Below are 22,255 nucleotides of genomic sequence, written 5' to 3'. Positions count from 1 at the left end.
ACATTGATCCATCTCAAGCGCGCGCTGCTTCATGAATGGGCGATGCGCAGCGCGGCGGCGGCGGTGACCGGGGCCAGTGCCAACGCCAGCGCCAGCCCGGCACCGAGCAGCAGCAGCGCGCCGACCGCATCGAAGCCTTGCGCGTGCGCCGCCACCGAACCTGCGCCGAACACCAGCACCGGCACGTACAGCGGCAGCGCCAGCAGTGCGACCAGGATGCCGGCGCGGCGCATGCCCACGGTCAGCGCGGCGACCACCGCCCCCAGCAGACTGAGGATCGGCGTGCCCAGCAGCAGCGACAGCATCAGTACCGGCAGCTGCGCATGCGGCAGGTGCAGCAGTTCACCCAGCAGCGGCACCGCGATGATCAGCGGCAGGGCGGTGGTGGCCCAGTGCATCAGGGTGCGCACCAGCACCAGCCACCACAGTGGCACCGGCGCCAGCATCCACTGCTCCAGCGAGCCGTCTTCGGCGTCGCCACGGAACAGGTTGTCGAGTGCCAGCAGCCCGGCCAGCAGGGCCGCCAGCCACAGCACCGCCGCGGCCACCGGCGCCAGCGATCTGGCATCGCCGCCCAGACCCAGCGCGAACAGCACGACCGTCAACAGCGCGAACAGCGCCGGCTGCAGGGCGTCGCCACGGCGCGCCCACAGCAGCTGCAGGTCGCGGATCATCAATGCGCGTGCGGCCTGCCACATCATGGCGCCGGTCTCTTCAATTCCAGCAGGCGCGTGCGCACCGGCGGCGCGGCGTAGGCGCCGTGGGTGGTGATCAGCGCGGCGCCGCCCTCGCGCAGGTGCGCCTCCACCATCCGGTTGACCAGCTGGATGCCGTCCAGGTCGAGGTTGGCGTAGGGCTCGTCCAGCAGCCACAGCGGTGCCGGCGACAGCCACTGCCTTGCCAGCCCGAGGCGCTTCTTCTGCCCAGCGGAGAGGGTGCGCAGTGGCGCGTCCTCGAATCCCCCCAGGCCGACGATGGCCATCGCCGCCTCCGGCGTCTGCCGGGCGCGATGGCCATGCAGCCCGCACAGGTATTCCAAGTTGCGCAGCGCCGACAGGTCGGCCTTCAGGCCTGGCAGGTGCCCCAGGTAGGCGATGTGGCGGGCGCGGGATTCGGGCCGTGCGGGCTGACCATCGACGTCCACGCTGCCGGTGTCGGCGCGCAGCAGGCCCGCCAGTACGCGCAGCAGCGTGGTCTTGCCGGCGCCGTTGCCGCCCTGCACCAGCAGCGCCTCGCCCGCGTCGACGGAAAAATCCAGTGGCCCGAATACCGGCGTCTCGTCGCGCGAGAATGCCAGCCCGTGTGCGGCGAGCAGGGGGCGGGGAGGCGTGTGGGGATCTGGCATGGGCCGCCGATTCTACCGGCCCGCCCGGCGCGCGCCCACCGGCCTGCGCCCGTACGCGCATCCGGCCGGGCGCGGATTCCGTACACTGGAACGCCCGCTGCGAACGGCAACGACATGCGCCTGGACACCAAACTGCCGAAGGTCGGCACCACCATCTTCACTGTGATGTCGCAGCTGGCGGCCGAGCATGGCGCGGTCAACCTCGGCCAGGGGTTCTCGGATTTCCCGGTGCCGCCGCGACTTGTCGATGCGCTGTCCCGTGCGATGCAGGCCGGCCACAACCAGTACGCGCCGATGACCGGCATCCCCGCGCTGCGCCAGGCCATCGCCGCCAAGACCGAGCGCTGCTATGGCTGGCGCCCGGACATGGATGCCGAGATCACCGTCACCAGCGGTGCCACCGAAGCGATCTTCAATGCCATCCACGCGGTGGTGCGCGCGGGCGAGGAAGTCATTGTCCTCGACCCCTGCTACGACTGCTACGAGCCGGCCATCGAGCTGGCCGGCGCCACCGCGGTGCACGTGCCGCTGGATCCGGCCACCTTCGCCCCCGACTGGGAGGCGGTGCGCGCGGCGATCACGCCGAAGACGCGCATGCTGATGGTCAACAGCCCGCACAACCCGTCCGGCGCGATGTTCACCGCCGCCGACATGCAGGCGCTGATCGCGCTGCTGCAGGGCACCGACATCGTGCTGCTCAGCGACGAGGTGTACGAGCACATCGTGTTCGACGGCGCGCGCCACGAATCCGCGCTGCTGTATCCGGAACTGCGCGAGCGCAGTTTCGTCATTTCCAGCTTCGGCAAGACCTATCACTGCACTGGCTGGAAGCTGGGCTACGCGATCGCGCCGCCGGCGCTGTCGGCGGAGTTCCGCAAGGTCCACCAGTACAATGTGTTCTGCAGTTTCACGCCGTCGCAACACGCTTTCGCCGAAATGATCATGCAGGAGCCGGAACACTACGAGCAGCTCGGCGCCTTCTACCAGGACAAGCGCGACCGCTTCCGCGCGCAGTTGGCCCAGACCCGGTTCAAACCGCTGCCGGTGCCGGGCGGGTACTTCCAGCTGGTGGACTATTCGGCCGTCAGCGACCTGCCGGACCTGGAGTTCGCGCGCTGGCTGGCCGTGGAGCACGGCGTGACCGGCATCCCGCTGTCGCCGTTCTATGCGGCGGCGCCGGCCGGGCAGCGCCTGCTGCGGTTGTGTTTCGCCAAGAACGAGGACACGGTGAACCGCGCCATCGAGCGCCTGTCCAAGCTGTAACGCCACAACCCGGAGGCCGTGATGCAGGCCGACAAGACCATCGCCCTGTTGTTCGCACTGCTGCTGACGGGCGCAGCGGCGTTCTTGGGATGGCGGGCCCTGCAGGCCCGCCCGGTCATGCCACGGACAGGAGTCGCCGCCATGGACACGCAACAGCTGCAGGACATCTATTTCGGCATGGGCTGCTTCTGGGGCGCGGAAAAACGCCTGCGCGCGGTCCCGGGCGTGGCCGATGTCGAGGTTGGCTATGCCGGTGGCGATGCGCCCAAGGTGACCTACGAGGACGTGCTGCGCGAGGAGCGGCTGATCCGCGCCGGCCGCAGCCAGGCCCGCAACCATGCCGAGGTGGTGCGGGTGCGCTTCGATCCGAAGCGCCTCGACCTGATGACCCTGCTGGCGGCGTTCTGGGAGAACCACGACCCCACCCAGGCCGACGGCCAGGGCAACGACATCGGCAGCAACTACCGCAGCGCGATCTATTTCACCACTCAGGTGCAGAAGACGCTGGCCGAACAGAGCCGCGACATCTACCAGAAGAACCTCGCGAGCGCGGGCTATGGCCGGATCGCCACCGAGATCCTCCCGCTGCGCCATTACAATCGCGCGGAGGAGTCGCATCAGGATTACCTCGAGAAGAACCCGGACGGCTACTGCGGGCTGGGCGGCACCGGGGTGAAGTTCGGCCTTGACGCCGCGGTCGCCACCACGCCGCCGCTCGAAGGCAGCACGCTGCGCGCCGACCGCCAGCTGGTGGTGTACGACGCCGAGGACTGCCCGTACTGCGAGAAGTTCGAGGCCGATGTGCTGGCCGGCTGGAAGGCTGATGTGCCGTTCGCCAAAACCCGCTCGCAGAAGGCGCCGACCGGCTGGACGCTGGCCGGCCCGCTGCTGGGCACGCCGACCATCGTGCTGTTCCAGCAGGGCAAGGAGGTCTCGCGCTTCACGGGCTACGCCGGCGATGCCAGGAAGTTCTGGCAGTGGCTGGGTTTCCACCTGCTCAGCCCAGAACAGCAGCGTATCGCCTTCGAATCGGGCACCGAGCTGCCGGGCACCGGCGCGCACCTGTACGAGTCCCGCCCCGGCACCTACTTCGATCCCATCAGCGGTGCCGCGCTGTTCCGCAGCGACGCCAAGTTCGACAGCGCCTGCGGCTGGCCCAGCTTCTTCGAGCCGATGCCCGGTGCGCTGGAATTCCTGCAGGACGACAGCCACGGCATGCGCCGCGTCGAGGTGCGCAGCACCAGCTCCGGCATCCATCTGGGTCATGTGTTCGACGACGGCCCGCCGCCGACCGGCAAGCGCTACTGCATCAACGGCAACGTGCTGAAATTCCTTCCCGATCCACCCAAGGCATGACCTCCATGGATGATTCCGTTCCCCAGTCCGACCTGCGCGTCTCGATCGTGCAGGGCGAGACCCGCTGGCACGACCCCGCGGCGAACCGCGACTACTACGCCGGCCTGATTGCGCCGCTGCACGGGATCACCGACCTGGTGGTGCTGCCCGAAACCTTCACCAGCGGGTTTTCCAACGACGCGGTGGCCGCGGCCGAGGACATGCAGGGCGCCACCGTGGACTGGCTGCTGGAGCAGGCCGACCGGCTGGATGCGGCCGTCACCGGCAGCGTGCAGCTGCGCGATGGCGACGGCGTCTACAACCGCATGCTGTTCGCCGCGCCCGGTGGCGGGCTGGCCCATTACGACAAGCGCCACCTGTTCTCGTTCGCCAACGAGCACGAGCGCTACGCCGCCGGTGACCGCCGGGTGATCGTGGAATGGAAGGGGTGGCACATCCTGCTGCAGGTCTGCTACGACCTGCGCTTCCCGGTGTTCTCGCGCAACCGCTACAACGCCGCGCGCCCGGGCCTGCCGGACTACGACCTGGCGCTGTACGTCGCCAACTGGCCATCGGTGCGCAGTTATGCGTGGAAGACGTTGCTGCGCGCACGCGCGATCGAGAACGTCAGCTATGTCGTCGGCGTCAACCGCGTCGGCACCGACGGCAACGGCCTGCACTACAGCGGCGACAGCGCGGTGATCGATTTCCTCGGCCAGCCGGTCAGCGAGTGCATGGATGCGGAAGTGGTGGCCACCACCACCCTGCAGGCCGCGGAACTGCAGGCGCACCGCGAGCGCTTTCCGGCGCTGCGCGATGCGGATGCCTTCAACCTCGAGGCGTGACCGGGGTCATGGCGGCGGCCGCGGCGCCGGCGGACAATGCCGGCATGCAGGGACATGGCGAATACAAGATGCCGGGCGGCAAGCTGGTGGTAGCCGACGTGGCCATCGACCACGGCCGGCTGGGGCAGGTGGCGCTGAGCGGGGATTTCTTCCTCGAACCGGACGAGGCGCTGGACGCGATCAATGCGGCGCTTGCCGGGCATGGGGTCGACGCCGATACGGAGGCACTGGCCGCGGTGGTGCAGGCAGCGCTGCCGGCGCAGGTACGGATGTACGGGGTCAGCGCCGACGCGGTCGCGGTCGCGGTGCGGCGCGCCATCGATGCGGCGGAGGCGGCATGAGCGCCTGGCGTGCATTCGATTGGCAACTGGTCCACGCCGAGCCGCAATCGCCGGCGCTGCACATGGCGCTGGACGAAGTGCTGACCGACGAGGTGGCGGCCGGTCGCCGCCCGCCGACGCTGCGGGTCTGGGAATGGGCATCGCCGGCGGTGGTGATCGGGCGCTTCCAGTCGCTGCGCAACGAGGTGGATCCCGACGGCGCGGCGCGCCACGGCATCGAGGTGGTGCGCAGGATCACCGGCGGCGGCGCGATGTTCATCGAGCCGGGCAATACCATCACCTATTCGCTGTCGGCGCCGGAGTCGCTGGTGGCGGGCATGTCGTTCGAGCAGTCCTACGCGTTCATGGACGCTTGGGTGCTGGAGGCGCTGCGCACGCTGGGCATCGAGGCCTGGTACCAGCCGCTCAACGACATCGCCTCGAAGGCCGGCAAGATCGCCGGCGCCGCGCAGATGCGCCGGGGCAAGGCAGTGCTGCACCACGTGACCATGGCCTACGACATCGACGCCGACAAGATGCTGCAGGTGCTGCGGATCGGCCGCGAGAAGCTGTCCGACAAGGCCACCCAGAGCGCCAACAAGCGGGTGGATCCGTTGCGCAGCCAGACCGGACTGGCGCGCGCCGAGGTCATCGCGCGGATGATCGACACTTTCCGCACTACGCACGGACTCTCCGACGATGTCATCCGCCCGGACGAACTGGCGCGGGCGGAAGCGCTGGCGCTGAAGAAGTTCGCCACGCCCGCATGGACAGGCGTGGTGCCGTGACGCCATGACGGCGGGCTGACGTCCGCCGTCCTAGCATGGGCGTTCCGTTTTCCGTTTTCCGTTCCACTCCAGGAGTTACCGCATGTCCAGCGTCACCCTCAAAGGCAATCCGGTCCGCGTCGGCGGCCAGCTTCCGCAGATCGGCGAGCAGGCGCCGGCGTTCCGCCTTGTCGGCGTCGACCTGTCCGACCGTGCGCTGGCGGATTTCGCCGGCAAGCGCAAGATCCTTAACATCTTCCCGAGTGTCGATACCGGCGTCTGCGCCGCGTCGGTGCGGCATTTCAACCAGGACGCCGCGGGGCTCGCCAATACCGCGGTGCTGTGCATCTCCGCCGACCTGCCGTTCGCGCAGCAGCGCTTCTGCGGTGCCGAAGGCCTGGACAACGTGACCATGCTCTCGACCATGCGCGGGCGCGAGTTCCTCCGCGACTATGGCGTGGCGCTGGAAGACGGCCCGCTGGCCGGCGTGGCCGCGCGCGCAGTGGTGGTGTTGGATGACCACGACAAGGTGCTTCACACCCAGCTGGTGCCGGAAATCACCGAAGAACCCGATTACGCTGCAGCCCTCGCTGCGCTGGGCTGACGGCAGCGCGCCCGCAGGCGCGGGCGCACGTTTCCGCGATACGGCATCCGGCGTCCCTGTCGCAGGGACGCCGGTTCCGTTTTCAGTTGGGGCGCGGGTCGATAGCCCGAGATTACCCCGCCATCCGCCCGAACTTGCCGCTGTTGAAGTCGGCGATCGCCTGGATGATCTCCTGCTGGCTGTTCATCACGAACGGGCCATGACCCACGACCGGCTCGTCGATCGGCTCGCCAGCCAACAACAGCAGCTTCGCCGCACCGCTGGCTTCGATCTCCACCCCACTGCCGGCGGTGGAGAGCGTGGCCATCTGGGCGGCGCGGACGATCGCCTCGCCGTTCACCTGCACGGTACCGTCCAGCACCACCAGCAGGGTGGTCCAGCCTTCCGGCTGCGGCAGCGACAGCCGCTGGCCGGCGGCCAGCCGCAGGTCCCAGACGTTCATCGGGGTGAAGGTGTGCGCCGGTCCGCGCTGGCCGGCGTATTCGCCCGCGATCAACCGTAGCGTCCCGGCGCCTTCCGGCAGGGCAATCGCCGGGATCTGCGCATCCAGGATGCCCTGGTAGCCGGGCGCTGCCATCTTGTCCTTGGCCGGCAGATTGACCCACAGCTGGACCATCTCGAACGGGCCGCCGCTGGCGGCGTAGGCGCGAGAGTGGAATTCCTCGTGCAGGATGCCGCCCGCGGCGGTCATCCACTGCACGTCCCCCTTGCCGATGACGCCGCCGTTGCCGGTGGAATCGCGGTGTTCCACTTCGCCTTCGTAGACGATGGTGACGGTCTCGAACCCGCGGTGCGGATGCTGGCCGACGCCGCGGCGCTCGGTGGTCGGCTCGAACCGCACCGGTGCGGCGTAATCCAGCATCAGGAATGGACTGCGTTCGGCCACCCCGGGTCCGTTGTAGCCGAACATGCCGTGCACGGGAAACCCGTTGCCGACCCAGTGCCGGCTGGGGGCGCCTGCGACTTCGAGGACCTTCTTCATGGCGTTGCTCCAATGCGGGCCGGCGCGATGCCGGTTGCCTTGGGTGTCATCATGGATTGTGCGCAAATACGATTCAATCCGATGAAAAATGACGGATTGTTCTGTTTTTGCAGATTATTCGGATTACCTGCCGAAGCTGATTTCCAGCGACGCATGGAAAGGGGCTTTCGGTGGTGGAACCAGGATCCGGTCACGCACATACCGCTCCAGACAGATCGCCAGCGGCGAGCCGCCCTCACGCCAGGTCTGTCGGACACGGCCCTGCGCATCCAGCTGCATCACCACGATGAAGGGCGTGACATCGCCGCGCAGGTCGAAGCGGTTGCAGTCGGCCACCCCGGCATCCAGCAGCGCAGCCTGCGCCGCCAGCAGTTTCTCCTTGGCCGGACCCGTCACCGCGGCTTCGTCCGCATCGGCCAGGCGCTTGGCGTCGGCGTAATCCATGAGCGCGGCGGCGGTGGACGTTTGCGGATCGGCGAGCAAAAGCAGAGCGAGCAGCAGGGTAGGCATGGCGGCTGTCGGTGATTGGGGCGTTGTGTGATCGTAAGCGCTTTCGCACTCGTGCATGCCAAGGGGCATTGAATGGAAAACCGCGCGGCGAGCAGGGCCTGTATTGGATTGGCGATGGCGGTTGCAATTGCGGTGCTGATTCCGCTGGCCGCATGCAGCCGCGATGCGGCCGAGGCGGTCGCGGTCGATTGCGCGGCGGTGTCAGGCGCACCGGATGCGCCGCTGCTGCTGTTTGGTGAGATGCATGGTTCGCAGGAAGCGCCGGCATTGATCCACGGGTTGGCCTGCTCGATTTCGGAAGCCCGGGAAGTCGCCGTTGGCCTGGAGATCTCTTCGCGGAATCAACCGTTGCTCGAAGCCTTCATGGCCAGTGCGGGCGCTGCGGACGACGTGCGCAAGCTGATAGCCAGCGATTTCTGGCAGCGGGGCAGGGATGGCCGGTCAAGTGTGGCGATGCTCAGGCTGATTGAGGATCTGCGCGCGCTGAAGCAGGCGGGCCGACCGGTCTCCCTGTTCGCCGTCGATGATCAACCGGGTACCAACCTGGAGCGGAATGTGGCCATCGCCAATGGTCTGCGCCGATTCCATGACGCGCATCCGGACGCGCGGATCATCGCGTTGATGGGCAATGTCCATGCGAGGCAGGAATCGATGTGGGCCGGCGATGCGATGCTGACGCCCAGCGGCAAACTGTTGGCCGATCTGCATCCGGTGTCGGTACTCGTTTCCTATCCCGCCGGCACCATCTGGGCATGCGCGCCCACGTGTGGCATCCAGACGCTGACGGCGGCAAGAGGTGAAGCGGCGCCCGGTTTCCACGATGGTTCGTCGATGGGCGGATATTCCCGCACGTACCGGCTCGCCTCCATCACTGCGTCGCCGCCCGCGGTGGAAAGCGAAAAACCCGCGCCCTAGGGCGCGGGTTTTCGATCGGTCGATGCACGTTCGCGGCGGGACATGCCCTGCTGCTAAACGGGACTCAGCGATTGCCGCTGCGCGGGCCGCGGTTGCCACCGCCGGGCCGGCCGCCTGCCGGACGCGGACCGCGGGGGCCGGCATTGCCGCCGGGCCGACCGCCACCGCCGGGCTTGCCGCCACGCGGGCGCTGCTGCTGCGTGGCGTAGGGATTGAAGCTGCCGCCGTGGGCATGGTCGGACGGGAAGTGCGGTGCATTGCCCGGGTGCCCGTAGGGCTTGGGTGCGCGCTGCGGGCGTGCTTCGCCGGCACCCTGTCCGCCCTCGCGGCGCGGGCCGCGCTCACCGAACGGCTTCGGGCCGCGGGCGTCGCCACCGAACCCTGCACCAGGACCACGCGGCTTGCCGCCGCCGGGGCGGCCAGCGCCGCCACTGCGTTCGCCATAGGGCTTGTCGCCGAATTTCTTCGGCCCACGCTGGCCGGGGTTGCGGTGGCCGGAGGGGCCGGTGTCCACGCCATCCGGCACGAACCAGGTGCGCATCGCCGCCGGATTCTCGCCACGCTGCTCGCCGGGCTTCATGCGCTGGCCGGGCTGGCGCGGACCCTTCACCTTCAGGCGCTTGTCGCGTTGCGCCGCCGCCATCTCGCCGCTGACGGTCAGGCCACCGGGCTTGCGGGGGGCGCCGCGGCGACCGCGATCCTCGCGGAAGGCGTCGAAGCGGCGCAGTTCGCGGCCTTCATCGGCGGTAGTGTGGCCGCCGACGTAGCCGTGGCTACGGGCGTTGCCGGCGACCACGGTCTTGCCGGCCTTGCGCTGGCCCAGCACCGGCATCAGCGTCAGCGCGGACGGCGTACCGTCTTCCAGCCCGACCGCCTTGCGCAGCGCCTCGACCTCGGCCTGCGGCAGCTCCTGCGAGTGCCCGCGCAGCAGCGGCTGCGGCAGGCGCACCTGGCCATAGCGGATGCGCTTGAGGCGGCTGACCTGGCAGCCCTGCGATTCCCAGAGCCGGCGCACTTCCCGGTTGCGGCCTTCTTTCAGCAGCACCCGGAACCAGTCGTGGCTGCTTTCCTGCGGGGCATTGGCGCCGGTCACGCGTTCGATCTCGTCGAATTTGGCCGGGCCGTCCTCCAGCGCAACGCCGCGGGCCAGCCGGTCGACCAGCTTGTCGGACACGGTTTCCTCGCCTTCCGGCGCGCGCACGCGGCAGACGTATTCGCGTTCCACCTCGTGGCTGGGATGCATCATCGCGTTTGCCAGCTCGCCGTCGGTGGTGAGCAGCAGTAGGCCGGTGGTGTTGATGTCGAGGCGGCCGATCGCGATCCAGCGCGCGCCCTTCAGCGACGGCAGTGCGTCGAAGATGGTCGGGCGGCCTTCGGGGTCTTCGCGGGTGGTCACTTCGCCTTCCGGCTTGTTGTACATCAGCACGCGCGGCGGATCGGTCAGCGCGCTGGCCACGAAGGTGCGGCCGTCGATCTCGATCTTGTCGCCCCCGGTGATGCTCATGCCGGTCTGCGCGACCTCGCCGTTGACCTTGACCAGACCGTCGGCGATGCGGGCTTCCAGCGCGCGGCGCGAGCCGAGGCCGGCCTGCGCCAGCACCTTGTGCAGGCGTTCGCTGATCTGCGGGGCGGCGGTTTCGGTAGCGGCGCGCTTCAGGCTCAGCGGGCGGCGGGTTGTTTCCTTATTGCTCATCTTTCTGCTCCGACGATGCGGCGTCCGCCTCGTCTCCATGGGGTTCTTCGTTGGGTTGGAGTTCGCTCGCGTCTTCGCTTGCGAAAGCGGGGTCTGCGGAAGCGGAGTCGACTTCTGTATCCGACTGCGCCGGTACCTCGGGTTCCTGGGATATGGGGTCGGAGAGCATTCCGTCCGGGCTTGCACCGATGGACGGGGTCTCCGGCGCTGCTTCTTCCGCGCCGGCGGACATCCCGGCCGGAATGGCCGGAGCGAATGGCAGCTGTGGTTCCAGCTCGCCGATCTCCTTCAGCTCCGACAGCGGCGGCAGTTCATCCAGTCGCTTCAATCCGAAGTAATCGAGGAAGGTCTTGGTGGTGGCCAGCAGCTCGGGCTTGCCGGGCACGTCGCGATGGCCGACCACGCGGATCCACTCGCGCTCTTCCAGCGCCTTGATGATGCTGCTGTTCACGGTGACGCCGCGGATCTGCTCGATCTCGCCGCGGGTGATCGGCTGGCGGTAGGCGATCAGCGCCAGCGTCTCCAGCGTCGCGCGGGTGTACTTGGTCTGCCGCTCGGACCACAGCCGTGCCACCCACGGGTGTACATCGGCTTTGACCTGGAAGCGCCAGCCCGAGGCCACCTCGACCAGTTCCACGCCGCGCGTCTCGCAGGCCGCCTGCAGCTCGGCCAGCGCGGTTTCCACGCTGTCGTCCGGCGCCGGCTCGTCCAGCGGGAACAGGCCCTTCAGCTGGACCAGCGTCAGCGGCTGGTGCGACGCCAGCAGTGCGGCCTCGACGACGCGGGTGACAAGGGATTGGTCGATTTCGGTCATGCGTTCGGCCCGGTTGCGTCATCGAACTCGCTGGACAGCTCGTCCAGCGCGGGCGCGTCTTCGCCCGAAGTCAGCGACTTCACGTAGATCGGCGCCAGCGGCGCCTCCTGCACGATGTCGATCAGCTGTTCCTTGGCGAGCGTGAGCAGGCCGAGGAAGGTGACCACCACGCCCAGCTTGCCTTCCTCCACGGTGAACAGCGATTCGAAGCGGTGGAAGGCGCCACCGGCCAGCCGTTCCAGCAGTTCGCCCATGCGCTGGCGCACGCTCAGCGCGTCGCGTTTGATCGCGTGCTGGGTGTACAGCTCGGCGCGCTTGAACACGTCGTGCAGGGCCAGCAGCATTTCCTTCAGCTCGACCGGGGGCGGCAGCCGCACGGCGGCGCGGTCGGGCACGTGGGCCATGGCCACGCTGGTGTCGCGGTCCTGCCGCGGCAGCGTGTCCAGGTCCTCGGCGGCCTTCTTGTAGCGCTCGTACTCCTGCAGCCTGCGCACCAGGTCGGCGCGCGGATCGTCTTCCACGCCTTCCTCGCTGGGCGGCCGCGGCAGCAGCATGCGCGACTTGATCTCGGCCAGGATCGCGGCCATGACCAGGTATTCGGCCGCCAGCTCGAAGCGCATCTCGTGCATGGCCTGGATGTAGTCCACGTACTGCCGGGTGATCTCGGCGACGGGGATGTCGAGGATGTCCAGATTCTGCCGGCGGATCAGGTACAGCAGCAGGTCCAGCGGGCCCTCGAAGGCGTCGAGGATGACTTCCAGCGCGTCCGGCGGGATGTAGAGATCCTTCGGGATCTCCACCACCGGCTGGCCAAGCACCATCGCCAGCGGCATTTCCTGCTGCTGTGGCGCGGCCTGTTGTTCGGGGCGCATGCTCGGGTTGTGGGCGGGGGCATCGGCCGCCGGGCCGCTGCTGGATTCGGATGTCATCTGGTTTGCGGCCCCCTCCGGGCCACAGCATGTGTCGATGGCCGTACCGGCCGGGTCACCTTGCGCCTGCAGCAATCCGCCACTGCGCGCATGCACCCGGCCAGCGGGCGGCATCGGAACGGGTGGCAGGAGGCCGGATCGGCGGGCGCGGGGCGGCGTGTGGGGCGCCGGATGGCCGCGCGGGCCGCGGGATCGGGCCTTACACGATCGGTCAAGGGTACGGGCTGCCGCCGCGGCTGTCCACTGGCCGCCCCTACAATGGCGGCAACGGTTCATGGAGGGCGGATGCGATGTGGTACGTGATCGAGGGCTATGACGGACAGGACGTGCTGGCGCGGCGGCAGGCCGCGCGCCCGGAACACCTGGCACGCCTGCACGCGCTGCGCGACGAGGGCCGGCTGCTGCTGGCCGGCCCGTGCCCGGCCATCGACGCCGAGGATCCGGGTCCGGCGGGGTTCTCCGGCAGCCTGGTGGTGGCCCGGTTCGACTCGCTGGAGGCCGCCCGCGCCTGGGCCGATGCAGATCCCTACTGCGCCGCCGGCGTGTACGCGCGGGTGGACGTGCGTCCGTTCCGCAAGGTGCTGCCGTGAGCGGCGGCTGGAGCGAGGCCGACATCCCGCGGCTGAACCCGGTACGGATCGAGCGCATCCGCGAGCGGCTGTCGCAGGCGCTGGCGCCGCTCTCGCTGGAGGTCACCGACGACAGCCACAAGCACGCCGGGCATGCCGGTGCGCGCGGCGGGCAGGGGCATTTCGGCGTCGATATCGTCAGCGCCGCCTTCGTCGGCAAGCTGCCGCTGGCCCGCCACCGGCTGGTCTACGCCGCGCTGGGCGAGATGATGCAGACCGACATCCATGCGCTGGCGATCCGGGCGCGTACCCCCGACGAGGCCGCATAGCGCCGCTATACTCATCTGTCGGCATCAGGTTGCCGCAGAGTTTCCCTTAGATAAAACAATGGTTTAGGGGATCGAGTCAGTCCAATTTTCCAGCGGCGCGGGTACGCGCCGCCAAGGGTTCACCGACGCGCATGCGCCTGTCCACCATCAAGCTGTCCGGCTTCAAGTCCTTCGTCGATCCGACCACGCTGCACCTGCCGACCAACATGACCGGCATCGTCGGTCCGAACGGCTGCGGCAAGTCCAACATCATCGACGCGATCCGCTGGGTGATGGGCGAGAGCGCGGCCAGCCGCCTGCGCGGCGACTCGCTCACCGACGTGATCTTCTCCGGCAGCTCCGCGCGCAAGCCGGTATCGCAGGCCAGCGTCGAGCTGATCTTCGACAACTCCGACCACACGATCACCGGCGAATACGCGGCGTTCAACGAGATCTCGGTCAAGCGCACGGTCAGCCGCGACGGCCAGAGCGGCTACTACCTCAACGGCGGCAAGTGCCGCCGCCGCGACATCACCGACCTGTTCCTCGGCACCGGCCTTGGGCCGCGCAGCTACTCGATCATCGAGCAGGGCATGATCTCGCAGGTCATCGAGGCCAAGCCCGAGGAGCTGCGCGTCTACCTGGAGGAAGCCGCCGGCATCTCCAAGTACAAGGAGCGCCGCAAGGAAACCGAGACCCGCATCCGCCACACCCGCGAAAACCTCGACCGCCTGAACGACCTGCGCGAGGAAGTCGGCAAGCAGCTCCAGCACCTGGCGCGGCAGGCCAAGCAGGCCGAGCAGTACACCGCGATCCAGGCCGAACGCCGGGTCAAGGATGCCGAATGGAAGGCGCTGGAGTTCCGCGTGCTGGATGCCCGCCTGCAGGGCCTGCGCGAGCAACTGGCGCGCGAGGAAACCCGGCTGGAGCAGCTGATTGCAGAACAGCGCCACGCCGAAAGCGAGCTGGAAACCGGCCGCGAGCGTCGTGAAACCGCCAGCGACGCGCTCAACACCGCGCAGGCCGTCGTCTACCAGGTGGGCAGCACGCTGGCGCGGGTGGAACAGCAGATCGCGCACCAGCGCGAACTGTCGGTGCGGTTGCAGCGCGCGCGCGATGAGGCGCAGGCGGCGCTGGCCGAGCTCGGCAGCCACATCAGTGGTGACCAGCAGAAGCTCGATGTGCTGAAGGAGGCGCTGGCCGAGGCCGAGCCGAGGCTCGAGCTGCTGCAGGAGGAAGACCTGCTGCGGCAGGACGCCCTGCACGACGCCGAGGCCCGGCTGGCAGACTGGCAGCAGCGCTGGGACGCGCACAGCCGCGAACAAGCCGAAGCCGCGCGCGCCGGCGACGTCGAGCGCACCCGCATCGAACATCTCGACCGGCAGATCCTCGATGCCGACCGGCGTCGCCAGCAGTTGCGCGAGGAGCGCGCCGGGCTCGACCTCGACACCCTCAGCGATGCCTTCGAGCAGCTGCAGCTGCAGCACGAAACGCAGAAGGAATCGCTGGAATCACTGACCGGCGAGGTGGAAACCCGCAAGCAGGCCACTGCCCAGGTGCAGGAGCGCCAGCGCGCCGCGCAGTCGGAACTGGCCGAGCTGCGCAAGCAGGCGCAGGCGGCGCGCGGCCGCTTGTCCTCGCTGGAAACCCTGCAGGCCGCCGCGCTTGGGCAGGAGAAGGGCGCGGCCAGACAGTGGCTGGAAGCGCAGGGCCTGAATGACGCGGCCCGCGTGGGCGAGCGGCTGCAGGTCGACGCCGGCTGGGAGAACGCGGTCGAAGCTGCGCTGGGCCAGCTGATCGAAGCGGTCATCGTGGACGCGCCGGAGCATCTGGTCGATGCGCTGGGTGAGCTCGGCGAAGGACGGCTGGCGCTGGTTGCCGGCACGGCCGATGACGCCACCTATCCCGCCACCTCGCTGGCGGCGAAAGTGCAGGGCCCGCGTGCGATCCGCCGCCTGCTGGCGCGGCTGCACGCCGCAGACACGCTGGCCGATGCCCGTGCGCTGCAGGCTACCTTGGGGGACGGTGACTCGGTCATTACCCGCGGCGGCGAGCGCCTGGGCGACGGCTGGGTTCGCATCGCCCGTTCCGGCGCGGCCAAGCAGGGCGCGCTGCTGCGCGAGAAGGAAATCCAGTCGCTGCGCGCCGAGATCGAGCAGCATGCCCAGCGCGAGCGTGAGCTGGACGCCGCGCTGGTCCAGCTGCGCGATGCGCACCTGGCGGCCGAGCAGCAGCGCGAGGACGCGCAGCGCCAGCTGTACATGGCGCATCGCAACGTATCGGAACTGGGCGGCCAGCTGCAGAGCCAGCAGGGCCGGCTGGAGAACGCACGCAACCGCATCGCCCGCATCGATGCCGAACTGGCGCAGCTGGGCGAAGCGCTGGAGGCGAACAAGGAACAGGCCGCCGAGGCACGCATCCGCATCGAGGACGCACTGGGCCGGATGGGCAACCTGGAGTCCACGCGGCAGACGCTGGACAACGAGCGTCGCTACCTCAGCGACAAGCGCGAGGCAGCCCGCACCGCCGCCCGCGAGGCGCGCGACGCCGCCCACGCCCTGGCGCTGACGCTGGAATCGCAGCGGGTACAGGCGGTGGCGCTGGCGCAGGCGCTGGAGCGCATGGGCGGACAGCGCGGGCAGCTGGATTCCCGGCTGGGTGATCTTGCCGCGCAGATGGCCGAGGGCGATGCGCCGGTGCAGGCGCTGGAAGCCGAGCGCCAGGCTGCGCTGGAAGAACGCGTGCGCGCCGACCGCGAGCTGGCGCAGGCCCGCTCCGCGCTGGAGGGCATCGATGCCGAGCTGCGCCAGCACGAGCAGGTGCGCCAGCAGCGCGACGCGCAGGCGCTGGCGCAACGCGAGGCCATTGGCCAGCGCCGCCTCGACCAGCAGGCACTGGCGCTGAAGGCGGAACAGTTCACGGCGGCGGTGGTCGAGGCCGGCTTCGTCATGGACGAAGTGCTGAACGCGCTGCCGGAAAACGCCGACGCGGGCGCGTGGGAGCGCACGGTTGGCGAGCTGGACGCGCGGCTGCGCCGGCTGGAGCCGGTCAATCTGGCGGCGATCGCCGAACACGCGGAAGCCGCCCAGCGCAAGGAATACCTGGATGCGCAGGACGCCGATCTGAGTTCCGCGCTGGAAACCCTGGAAGAGGCGATCCGCAAGATCGACCGCGAGACCCGTGGGCGGTTCCGCGACACTTTCGACCGCGTCAACGCCGGCGTGCAGGAGCTCTACCCGCGGCTGTTCGGCGGTGGCCATGCCTATCTGGAACTCACCGGCGACGACCTGCTGGATACCGGCGTGACGATCATGGCGCGGCCGCCGGGCAAGCGCGTGTCCAACATCACCCTGCTGTCCGGTGGCGAGAAGGCGATGACCGCGGTGGCGCTGGTGTTCGCGATCTTCCGCCTCAACCCCGCGCCGTTCTGCCTGCTGGACGAGGTGGACGCGCCGCTGGACGAAGCCAACGTCGGTCGCTTCACCGCGATGGTCAGCGAGATGAGCGAGGCGGTACAGTTCCTGTTCGTCACCCACAACAAGGCGACCATGGAAGCCGCCCGGCAGCTCTCGGGCGTGACCATGCGCGAGCCGGGCGTGTCGCGCCTGGTGTCCGTCGACCTTGCCGAAGCCGCGCGCCTGGCCGGCGCCGCATAATCTGTTTCATGGAGACTGCCTGATGTCGGACATGACCCTGCTCCGGATCGGCATCGCGGTGGCGATGTCGCTGCTGCTCGGTGCGATCATCTTTTTCGGCCGCAGCCGCAAGGACGGGCAGGGCCGTCGCGTGGCGCGCGAGACCGCGCGGGACGCTGCCGACCGTACCGAGCCTTCGCTGGGCGAGCAGCTGGCCGACAGTTGGGGTCAGGGCGAGGCGGAGCAGGAGGAGCTGCCCCTGGCGACCGGCGCGCCGCAGAGCGAGCTGGGCCGGCGCCCGGTGGACCAGTTCGACCGCATCATCTCGCTGTACGTCGCGGCCAAGGCGGGGAGCAAGCTGCGCGGCTCCGATATCGTGGTGGCGGCCGAGAAAGCCGGCCTGACCTTCGGCTACATGGACGTCTTCCACCGCCTGGTGGACGGGCGCCCGGAGGCCGGGCCGATCTTCAGCGTGGCCAACATCATCAAGCCGGGCAGCTTCGACATGGCCCGCATCGCCGACGTCGAAACCCCGGCCATCGCCTTCTTCCTCACCCTGCCGGCACCGGTGCCGGCCTTGGATGCGTGGGAAACCATGGAGCCGGCGGCGCAGCGCATGGCCGACCTGCTGGATGGCGTGGTGCTGGACGAGGAGCGCAGCGCGCTGGGCCGCCAACGCATCCAGCACATCCGCGACGAACTTCGTGCGTACGATCGCCAGAACGCGGCGCCACCGCTGGGCAGGACCTCGCGCTGGTAACCCGCGCGGGGCAGGCCTGTGCGGCGCGGTTTCCCCGTTGACTTGGGGACACACCCATCGCGGAGCAGGTCATGGCCTGGAAGAAGGTTGAAAGCTACAGCTTCGGTTACAAGCCGAGCGACAGGAAATACTGGCTCTACTACACTCTGGAAGGCTCGACGGCGACGACCCAGGTGTTCCTCAGTCCCACCCAGTTCACCGCCACCGCCGCGCTGTTCAACGCCAGCAGCGCGATCAGCTACGAAACCACGGGCGGGTACTTTTCCAGCGCGCCGCGGGTGCTCTGAAACCGCCGATTCCGGGTCGGGCTCCGGTGATGGGCTTGGCGTGATCGGCTGGAGCGGATGCGGACGGGGCCGGAATCCGTCACCGTCCGTCGGCGCTCACCGGCGCAACGCTAAAATCGCGGCATGACCGCCAATCTCGCCGAACGCGCCGCCGAGCTGCGAAAGAAGCTGGAAGACGCCAGCTACCGCTACCACGTCCTCGACGCGCCGGACATCCCGGACGTCGAGTACGACCGGATGCTGCGCGAACTCGACGAACTGGAAGCCGCGCATCCGGAACTGGCGACCCCCGATTCGCCTACCCGGCGCATCGGCAGTGCGCCGTCGGGAAGGTTCGCCGAAGTCCGTCACGCCATCCCGATGCTGTCGCTTGGCAACGCCTTCAGCGACGAGGAAGTGCAGGACTTCGTGCGACGCATCGACGAAACCCTGGACCGCGGCGCGCTGGTGTTCTCCGCGGAACCCAAGCTCGATGGCCTGGCAATCAGCCTGCGCTACGAACACGGGGTGTTCGTGCAGGGCGCCACCCGCGGCGACGGTGCCAGCGGCGAGGACGTGACCGCGAACCTGCGCACGCTGAAGGCGATTCCTCTGCAACTGCGCGGCAGCGGCTGGCCGGGCGTGCTGGAAGTGCGTGGCGAGGTCTACATGCCCCGCGCCGACTTCGAGAAGTACAACGAACACGCGCGCCTGCACGGCGGCAAGGTGCTGGCCAACCCCCGCAACGGTGCCGCCGGTTCGCTGCGCCAGCTGGATCCGGCCGTCACCGCGCAGCGGCCGCTGAGCTTTTTCGCCTACGGCATCGGCCTGGTGGACGGCGGCGCGCTGCCGGCCACCCATTCGGCCACCTTGGCGCTGCTGCGCGAGTGGGGGTTCCCGGTCAGCGACCTGGCCACGGTGGTGCAGGGCGTCGAAGGCCTGCTGGCCTATTACCAGCGCATCGGCGCCGCCCGCGACGGCCTTGCGTTCGACATCGATGGCGTGGTGTACAAGCTCGACGACTACGCCGGTCAGCGTGAGCTCGGCTTCGTTTCACGCGCGCCGCGCTGGGCCATCGCGCACAAGTTCCCGGCCCAGGAACAGACGACGGTACTGGAGTCGATCGAAGTCAACGTCGGTCGCACCGGCGCGGTAACGCCGTGGGCGCTGATGAAGCCGGTGCAGGTCGGCGGCGTCACCGTCACCCGCGCCACCCTGCACAACGCCGACCACGTGGCGCGGCTGGACGTGCGCAATGGCGATACGGTGATCGTGCGCCGCGCCGGCGACGTGATTCCGGAAGTGGTGCAGGTGGTGCCGGACCAGCGCCCGCCGGGCACGCAGCCGTGGTCGATGCCGGTGCGCTGCCCCGTTTGCGGCGCGGAGGTGGTGCGCGAGGAGGGCGCTGCGGTGTGGCGCTGCTCGGGTGAACTGAGTTGCCCGGCGCAACGGGTGCAGGCGGTGTTCCACTTCGCTTCGCGCCGCGCGATGGACATCGACGGCCTCGGCGAGCGCTACATCGAATCGTTGGCCGAATTCGGCTACCTGCAGGACGTGTCCGACCTGTATCGCCTGACCCTCGATGACCTGCTGGAAATGAAGCGCCGCGTGGACGAACGCGACGGCTCCGTTCCAGAGACGGTGAAGGCCGGCAAGATCGCGACCAAATGGGCCGACAACCTGATCGAGGCGATCGACCGCAGCCGCGAGACGACATTGGCCCGCTTCCTGTACGCGCTCGGCATCGAACACGTCGGCGAAAGCACCGCCAAGGCATTGGCGCAGTGGTTCGGCGACCTCGAGCTGATCCGCCACCTGCCTTGGCCGCTGTTCAAGCGCGTGCCCGACATCGGTGGAGAAGTCGCGCGCGCGCTCGGTCATTTCCTCGACCAACCCGGCAACCAGCAGGTGATCGACCGCCTGCTGGCGCGCGGCGTGCGCATCACCGATGCGCGTGCGCCGAATCCGAAGCTGGCCGAGGCGCTGGACCTGGCGACACTGCTGGTCGACCTGGAAATCCCGAAAATCACGCCGGTCCGCGCCGCCCAGCTCGGCGGTGCGTTCGCCGACGCACAGGCCCTGCTGGATGCACCAGTGCACAACCTCGTCACCGCCGGCCTGCCGGCCGAGACCGCCGGCGTGCTGGTTGCGTGGCTGGAGGTCGAGGCCAACGCCGGCCTGCTGCTGCGCGCCGCGCAGGCGCAGGCGGCGCTGCGCGGGCGCCTGCCCGAGCGCGGCGCTCTGGCGGGGGGACCACTGGACGGCAAGACCGTCGTGCTGACCGGCACGCTGGCGTCGATGGGCCGCGACGAAGCGAAGGAGAAGCTCGAGGCGCTGGGTGCGAAGGCCGCCGGCAGCGTGTCGAAGAAGACCTCGTTCGTGGTGGCCGGCAGCGAGGCGGGCTCCAAGCTGGCCAAGGCCGAGGAGCTGGGCATCGAAATCTGGGACGAGGCGAAGCTGCTGGCGTTCCTGGCGGAGCACGCATGAGCTGGCAGCCGACCGCGCTGCCCGAGGCGCTGCGCCTGCGCGCCGCGTTCAACCGCCTCGTGCGCGAGTTCTTCCACGCCCGCGGCGTGCTGGAGGTGGAAACCCCGGTGCTGTCGCTGGCCGGCAACACCGAGCCGAACATCGCCTCGTTCTCGCTGGAGTTTTCCGGCCGCACCGACGGCGCGCCGCGCACGCGCTGGTTGCGCACCTCGCCCGAGTTCGCGCTCAAGCGCCTGCTGGCCGCGGGTATCGGCGATTGCTACGAGCTTGGCCGGGTGTTCCGCGACGGCGAGGCTGGCGGCCGCCACAACCCGGAATTCACCATGCTGGAGTGGTACCGGATCGGCTGGGACCACCTGCGTCTGCTCGACGAAACCGCGGCGCTGGTGCGCGCCGCGCTGGCGCTGGTCGGGCGCGATGCAGCGCCGGTGGTCACAAGCTTCCGCGACCTCTACTGGCAGCACCTGCAGCTGGATCCCTTGACCGCCGACATCGATACCCTGCGCAGCGCGCTGGGCGAGGTGCGCATCGATCCCGACGGCCTGAACCGCGACGACTGGCTGGACCTGCTGATGACCCACCGGCTGCAGCCGCTGTTCGGCAACGACGTGTTGCTGGCGGTGCACGACTGGCCGGCATCGCAGGCGGCGCTGGCACGCATTCGCGCAGGCGATCCGCCCGTGGCCGAGCGTTTCGAGCTGTACCTGGGCCCGCTTGAACTGGCCAACGGCTACCACGAGCTTTGCGATGCGCGCGAGCAGCGGGCGCGCTTCGAGCGTGACGTGCAGGTGCGCGCCCAGCGCGGCCTGCCGGCAACCCCGCTGGATGCCGCGCTGCTGGGTGCGCTGGATTACGGCCTGCCGGACTGCGCCGGAGTCGCGTTGGGGGTGGACCGGCTGCTCATGGCATTGCTGGGCACGCCGCGCATCTGCGACGTGCTGGCCTTCGAATTCTCCCGCGCCTGAGTGCACGCGGCGGCATTGCCGGAAATCTGAATGCGTCGTGTCCGCGCGTGCGGCAGACGCGCTATTTTTGCCTGCGGTTAATCCGGCCCGCCTACAGTCGGAACCGTGAATCGCGCCCATGCCGGGCCGAGCCAGGAGGAGCCAGTCCATGCGTAGCCAGCTTGTCATTGCCATCGCCCTGTTCGCCGGCTCCGCCGCGGCGCCTGCCGCCGCCCAGTACTACGGCGGCGACGGCTATCGCGACCAGGTCATCCGCTGCGAATCCAATGATGGCCGCACCCGCGAGTGTCCCACCGGCGGCGGGCGCGTGCTGCTGGAGCGGCAGATATCGAAGGCGCCGTGCATCGAGGGTCGCAGCTGGGGTTACGGGCGCGGCAGCGTCTGGGTGTCGCAGGGTTGTCGCGCTGATTTCCGCCTGTCCGGCCAGGGTGGTGGTTATGACCGCGACGATGGATATGGCTACGGACAGGGCTACGGCAACATCGTGCGCTGCGATTCCAACGACGGCCGCTACAACCGCTGCGCGTTCCCTGGTCGCGGTCGCGCCGAGCTGGTCCGCCAGGTGTCGCGCTCGGCCTGCATCGAGGGGCGCAGCTGGGGCTCGGACCGCGGCAGCGTGTGGGTGTCGCAGGGTTGCCGCGGCGAGTTCGCGGTGCGCCGCGGCGGCGGCTGGGACCGCCCGGATTACGGTTACGGCGGGCGCGTGTTCCGCTGCGAATCCAACGACGGGCGCTATGTCGAATGCGCGGCCAACACCCGCGCCGGCGTGCAGCTCATCCGCCAGCTGTCCCGCGCGTCCTGCATCGAAGGCCGCAGCTGGGGCTATGGCCGCAGCGGGATCTGGGTGTCGCAGGGCTGCCGCGCCGAATTCCGCAGCTTCTGATCGAGCCATGCGTGACGGCATCGCGGGGTCCGCAGGGTACCCCGCGGTGACCGTGGTTAA

Annotated in this window: 22 protein-coding genes; 15 read left to right on the top strand and 7 right to left on the bottom strand. The window is 69.1% G+C overall.

Annotated features, from left to right (window positions below):
• Positions 1-29: 29 nt before the first annotated feature.
• Positions 30-701: a heme exporter protein CcmB gene (ccmB, locus tag ICG51_RS01825; protein WP_190281298.1), complete on the bottom strand. Its 672-nt coding sequence runs from the start codon at positions 699-701 to the stop codon at positions 30-32.
• Complete coding sequence (gene ccmA, locus ICG51_RS01820; protein WP_190281296.1) at positions 698-1,345, bottom strand: heme ABC exporter ATP-binding protein CcmA; 648 nt, start codon at positions 1,343-1,345, stop codon at positions 698-700. Before ccmA ends, ccmB begins: the two co-directional genes overlap by 4 nt.
• 114 nt (positions 1,346-1,459) lie before the next feature.
• Here ccmA and ICG51_RS01815 point away from each other — a divergent pair, with 114 nt between their 5' ends.
• The 6 genes from ICG51_RS01815 (at position 1,460) to tpx (ending at position 6,479) form a co-directional block, all read left to right on the top strand.
• Entirely contained in the window at positions 1,460-2,608 is a 1,149-nt protein-coding gene (locus ICG51_RS01815; RefSeq protein ID WP_190281294.1) for a pyridoxal phosphate-dependent aminotransferase, read from the top strand.
• Between the two features lie 21 nt (positions 2,609-2,629).
• Positions 2,630-3,964 carry a peptide-methionine (S)-S-oxide reductase MsrA gene (gene msrA / locus ICG51_RS01810; protein ID WP_223809490.1) on the top strand — a complete coding sequence of 445 codons (1,335 nt, stop codon included), beginning with the start codon at positions 2,630-2,632 and terminating at the stop codon, positions 3,962-3,964.
• 5 nt (positions 3,965-3,969) lie between these two features.
• Entirely contained in the window at positions 3,970-4,788 is an 819-nt protein-coding gene (locus tag ICG51_RS01805; RefSeq protein ID WP_190281292.1) for an amidohydrolase, read from the top strand.
• A gap of 8 nt (positions 4,789-4,796) precedes the next feature.
• On the top strand, positions 4,797-5,129 hold the full coding sequence (locus ICG51_RS01800; RefSeq protein WP_223809489.1) for a biotin--protein ligase: 333 nt from the start codon (positions 4,797-4,799) through the stop codon (positions 5,127-5,129).
• Positions 5,126-5,896, top strand: coding sequence for a biotin/lipoate A/B protein ligase family protein (locus ICG51_RS01795; RefSeq protein WP_190281291.1), 771 nt, complete (start codon positions 5,126-5,128; stop codon positions 5,894-5,896). Before ICG51_RS01800 ends, ICG51_RS01795 begins: the two co-directional genes overlap by 4 nt.
• A gap of 82 nt (positions 5,897-5,978) precedes the next feature.
• On the top strand, positions 5,979-6,479 hold the full coding sequence (gene tpx / locus ICG51_RS01790; protein ID WP_190281289.1) for a thiol peroxidase: 501 nt from the start codon (positions 5,979-5,981) through the stop codon (positions 6,477-6,479).
• Positions 6,480-6,591: 112 nt separating this feature from the next.
• On the opposite strand, the gene ICG51_RS01785 is transcribed toward tpx, so the two are convergent.
• Both ICG51_RS01785 and ICG51_RS01780 read right to left on the bottom strand, forming a co-directional pair.
• Positions 6,592-7,461 carry a pirin family protein gene (locus ICG51_RS01785; protein WP_190281287.1) on the bottom strand — a complete coding sequence of 290 codons (870 nt, stop codon included), beginning with the start codon at positions 7,459-7,461 and terminating at the stop codon, positions 6,592-6,594.
• Between the two features lie 123 nt (positions 7,462-7,584).
• Positions 7,585-7,971, bottom strand: coding sequence for a hypothetical protein (locus ICG51_RS01780; protein ID WP_190281285.1), 387 nt, complete (start codon positions 7,969-7,971; stop codon positions 7,585-7,587).
• A 72-nt stretch (positions 7,972-8,043) separates the two neighbouring features.
• Here ICG51_RS01780 and ICG51_RS01775 point away from each other — a divergent pair, with 72 nt between their 5' ends.
• On the top strand, positions 8,044-8,886 hold the full coding sequence (locus ICG51_RS01775; protein WP_190281283.1) for a hypothetical protein: 843 nt from the start codon (positions 8,044-8,046) through the stop codon (positions 8,884-8,886).
• Positions 8,887-8,950: 64 nt separating this feature from the next.
• On the opposite strand, the gene ICG51_RS01770 is transcribed toward ICG51_RS01775, so the two are convergent.
• From ICG51_RS01770 to ICG51_RS01760, 3 genes are read right to left on the bottom strand one after another with little or no spacing between them, the layout of a single operon-like run.
• Entirely contained in the window at positions 8,951-10,579 is a 1,629-nt protein-coding gene (locus ICG51_RS01770; protein ID WP_190281281.1) for a pseudouridine synthase, read from the bottom strand.
• Positions 10,569-11,393 carry an SMC-Scp complex subunit ScpB gene (scpB, locus tag ICG51_RS01765; protein WP_345776110.1) on the bottom strand — a complete coding sequence of 275 codons (825 nt, stop codon included), beginning with the start codon at positions 11,391-11,393 and terminating at the stop codon, positions 10,569-10,571. Before scpB ends, ICG51_RS01770 begins: the two co-directional genes overlap by 11 nt.
• Complete coding sequence (locus ICG51_RS01760) at positions 11,390-12,265, bottom strand: ScpA family protein (protein ID WP_223809664.1); 876 nt, start codon at positions 12,263-12,265, stop codon at positions 11,390-11,392. Before ICG51_RS01760 ends, scpB begins: the two co-directional genes overlap by 4 nt.
• 347 nt (positions 12,266-12,612) lie before the next feature.
• On the opposite strand from ICG51_RS01760, the gene ICG51_RS01755 reads away from it, so the two are divergent.
• The 8 genes from ICG51_RS01755 (at position 12,613) to ICG51_RS01720 (ending at position 22,195) form a co-directional block, all read left to right on the top strand.
• Positions 12,613-12,912 carry a YciI family protein gene (locus ICG51_RS01755; RefSeq protein WP_190281277.1) on the top strand — a complete coding sequence of 100 codons (300 nt, stop codon included), beginning with the start codon at positions 12,613-12,615 and terminating at the stop codon, positions 12,910-12,912.
• Positions 12,913-12,944: 32 nt separating this feature from the next.
• Positions 12,945-13,220: a BolA family protein gene (locus ICG51_RS01750; protein WP_190282307.1), complete on the top strand. Its 276-nt coding sequence runs from the start codon at positions 12,945-12,947 to the stop codon at positions 13,218-13,220.
• 131 nt (positions 13,221-13,351) lie between these two features.
• Positions 13,352-16,855 (top strand): chromosome segregation protein SMC, encoded by a 3,504-nt coding sequence (smc, locus tag ICG51_RS01745; protein WP_190281275.1) that lies wholly within the window; start codon positions 13,352-13,354, stop codon positions 16,853-16,855.
• A 22-nt stretch (positions 16,856-16,877) separates the two neighbouring features.
• A complete protein-coding gene (gene zipA / locus ICG51_RS01740; RefSeq protein ID WP_190281273.1) occupies positions 16,878-17,594 on the top strand; it encodes a cell division protein ZipA in 717 nt (238 codons plus the stop codon).
• 71 nt (positions 17,595-17,665) lie between these two features.
• Positions 17,666-17,881: a hypothetical protein gene (locus ICG51_RS01735; RefSeq protein ID WP_190281272.1), complete on the top strand. Its 216-nt coding sequence runs from the start codon at positions 17,666-17,668 to the stop codon at positions 17,879-17,881.
• 123 nt (positions 17,882-18,004) lie between these two features.
• Positions 18,005-20,347 carry an NAD-dependent DNA ligase LigA gene (ligA, locus tag ICG51_RS01730; RefSeq protein ID WP_190281271.1) on the top strand — a complete coding sequence of 781 codons (2,343 nt, stop codon included), beginning with the start codon at positions 18,005-18,007 and terminating at the stop codon, positions 20,345-20,347.
• Positions 20,344-21,312 carry an EF-P lysine aminoacylase EpmA gene (gene epmA, locus ICG51_RS01725; RefSeq protein ID WP_190281270.1) on the top strand — a complete coding sequence of 323 codons (969 nt, stop codon included), beginning with the start codon at positions 20,344-20,346 and terminating at the stop codon, positions 21,310-21,312. The genes ligA and epmA overlap by 4 nt, the downstream gene beginning before the upstream one ends.
• 148 nt (positions 21,313-21,460) lie before the next feature.
• Positions 21,461-22,195, top strand: coding sequence for a DUF3011 domain-containing protein (locus tag ICG51_RS01720; RefSeq protein ID WP_190281269.1), 735 nt, complete (start codon positions 21,461-21,463; stop codon positions 22,193-22,195).
• Positions 22,196-22,255 lie beyond the last annotated feature (60 nt).

The organism is Thermomonas sp. XSG (assembly GCF_014678725.1).
Taxonomy (GTDB): Bacteria; Pseudomonadota; Gammaproteobacteria; order Xanthomonadales; family Xanthomonadaceae; genus Thermomonas.
Note: the sequence above shows the minus strand (reverse complement) of the source record. Positions and strands in the feature narration are given on the sequence as shown.

Bases quoted from the DNA above. Each gene is read 5' to 3' on its own strand.
- zipA (WP_190281273.1), top strand. From the start codon at position 16,878: ATGTCGGACATGACCCTGCTCCGGATCGGCATCGCGGTGGCGATGTCG.
- ICG51_RS01800 (WP_223809489.1), top strand. From the start codon at position 4,797: ATGGCGGCGGCCGCGGCGCCGGCGGACAATGCCGGCATGCAGGGACAT.
- ccmA (WP_190281296.1), bottom strand. From the start codon at position 1,345: ATGCCAGATCCCCACACGCCTCCCCGCCCCCTGCTCGCCGCACACGGG.
- ICG51_RS01815 (WP_190281294.1), top strand. From the start codon at position 1,460: ATGCGCCTGGACACCAAACTGCCGAAGGTCGGCACCACCATCTTCACT.
- ICG51_RS01770 (WP_190281281.1), bottom strand. From the start codon at position 10,579: ATGAGCAATAAGGAAACAACCCGCCGCCCGCTGAGCCTGAAGCGCGCC.
- tpx (WP_190281289.1), top strand. From the start codon at position 5,979: ATGTCCAGCGTCACCCTCAAAGGCAATCCGGTCCGCGTCGGCGGCCAG.
- ligA (WP_190281271.1), top strand. From the start codon at position 18,005: ATGACCGCCAATCTCGCCGAACGCGCCGCCGAGCTGCGAAAGAAGCTG.
- ICG51_RS01755 (WP_190281277.1), top strand. From the start codon at position 12,613: ATGTGGTACGTGATCGAGGGCTATGACGGACAGGACGTGCTGGCGCGG.
- ICG51_RS01775 (WP_190281283.1), top strand. From the start codon at position 8,044: ATGGAAAACCGCGCGGCGAGCAGGGCCTGTATTGGATTGGCGATGGCG.
- ICG51_RS01785 (WP_190281287.1), bottom strand. From the start codon at position 7,461: ATGAAGAAGGTCCTCGAAGTCGCAGGCGCCCCCAGCCGGCACTGGGTC.
- ICG51_RS01760 (WP_223809664.1), bottom strand. From the start codon at position 12,265: ATGCGCCCCGAACAACAGGCCGCGCCACAGCAGCAGGAAATGCCGCTG.
- ICG51_RS01720 (WP_190281269.1), top strand. From the start codon at position 21,461: ATGCGTAGCCAGCTTGTCATTGCCATCGCCCTGTTCGCCGGCTCCGCC.
- msrA (WP_223809490.1), top strand. From the start codon at position 2,630: ATGCAGGCCGACAAGACCATCGCCCTGTTGTTCGCACTGCTGCTGACG.
- scpB (WP_345776110.1), bottom strand. From the start codon at position 11,393: ATGACCGAAATCGACCAATCCCTTGTCACCCGCGTCGTCGAGGCCGCA.
- ccmB (WP_190281298.1), bottom strand. From the start codon at position 701: ATGATGTGGCAGGCCGCACGCGCATTGATGATCCGCGACCTGCAGCTG.
- ICG51_RS01735 (WP_190281272.1), top strand. From the start codon at position 17,666: ATGGCCTGGAAGAAGGTTGAAAGCTACAGCTTCGGTTACAAGCCGAGC.
- ICG51_RS01780 (WP_190281285.1), bottom strand. From the start codon at position 7,971: ATGCCTACCCTGCTGCTCGCTCTGCTTTTGCTCGCCGATCCGCAAACG.
- ICG51_RS01795 (WP_190281291.1), top strand. From the start codon at position 5,126: ATGAGCGCCTGGCGTGCATTCGATTGGCAACTGGTCCACGCCGAGCCG.
- ICG51_RS01805 (WP_190281292.1), top strand. From the start codon at position 3,970: ATGGATGATTCCGTTCCCCAGTCCGACCTGCGCGTCTCGATCGTGCAG.
- smc (WP_190281275.1), top strand. From the start codon at position 13,352: ATGCGCCTGTCCACCATCAAGCTGTCCGGCTTCAAGTCCTTCGTCGAT.
- epmA (WP_190281270.1), top strand. From the start codon at position 20,344: ATGAGCTGGCAGCCGACCGCGCTGCCCGAGGCGCTGCGCCTGCGCGCC.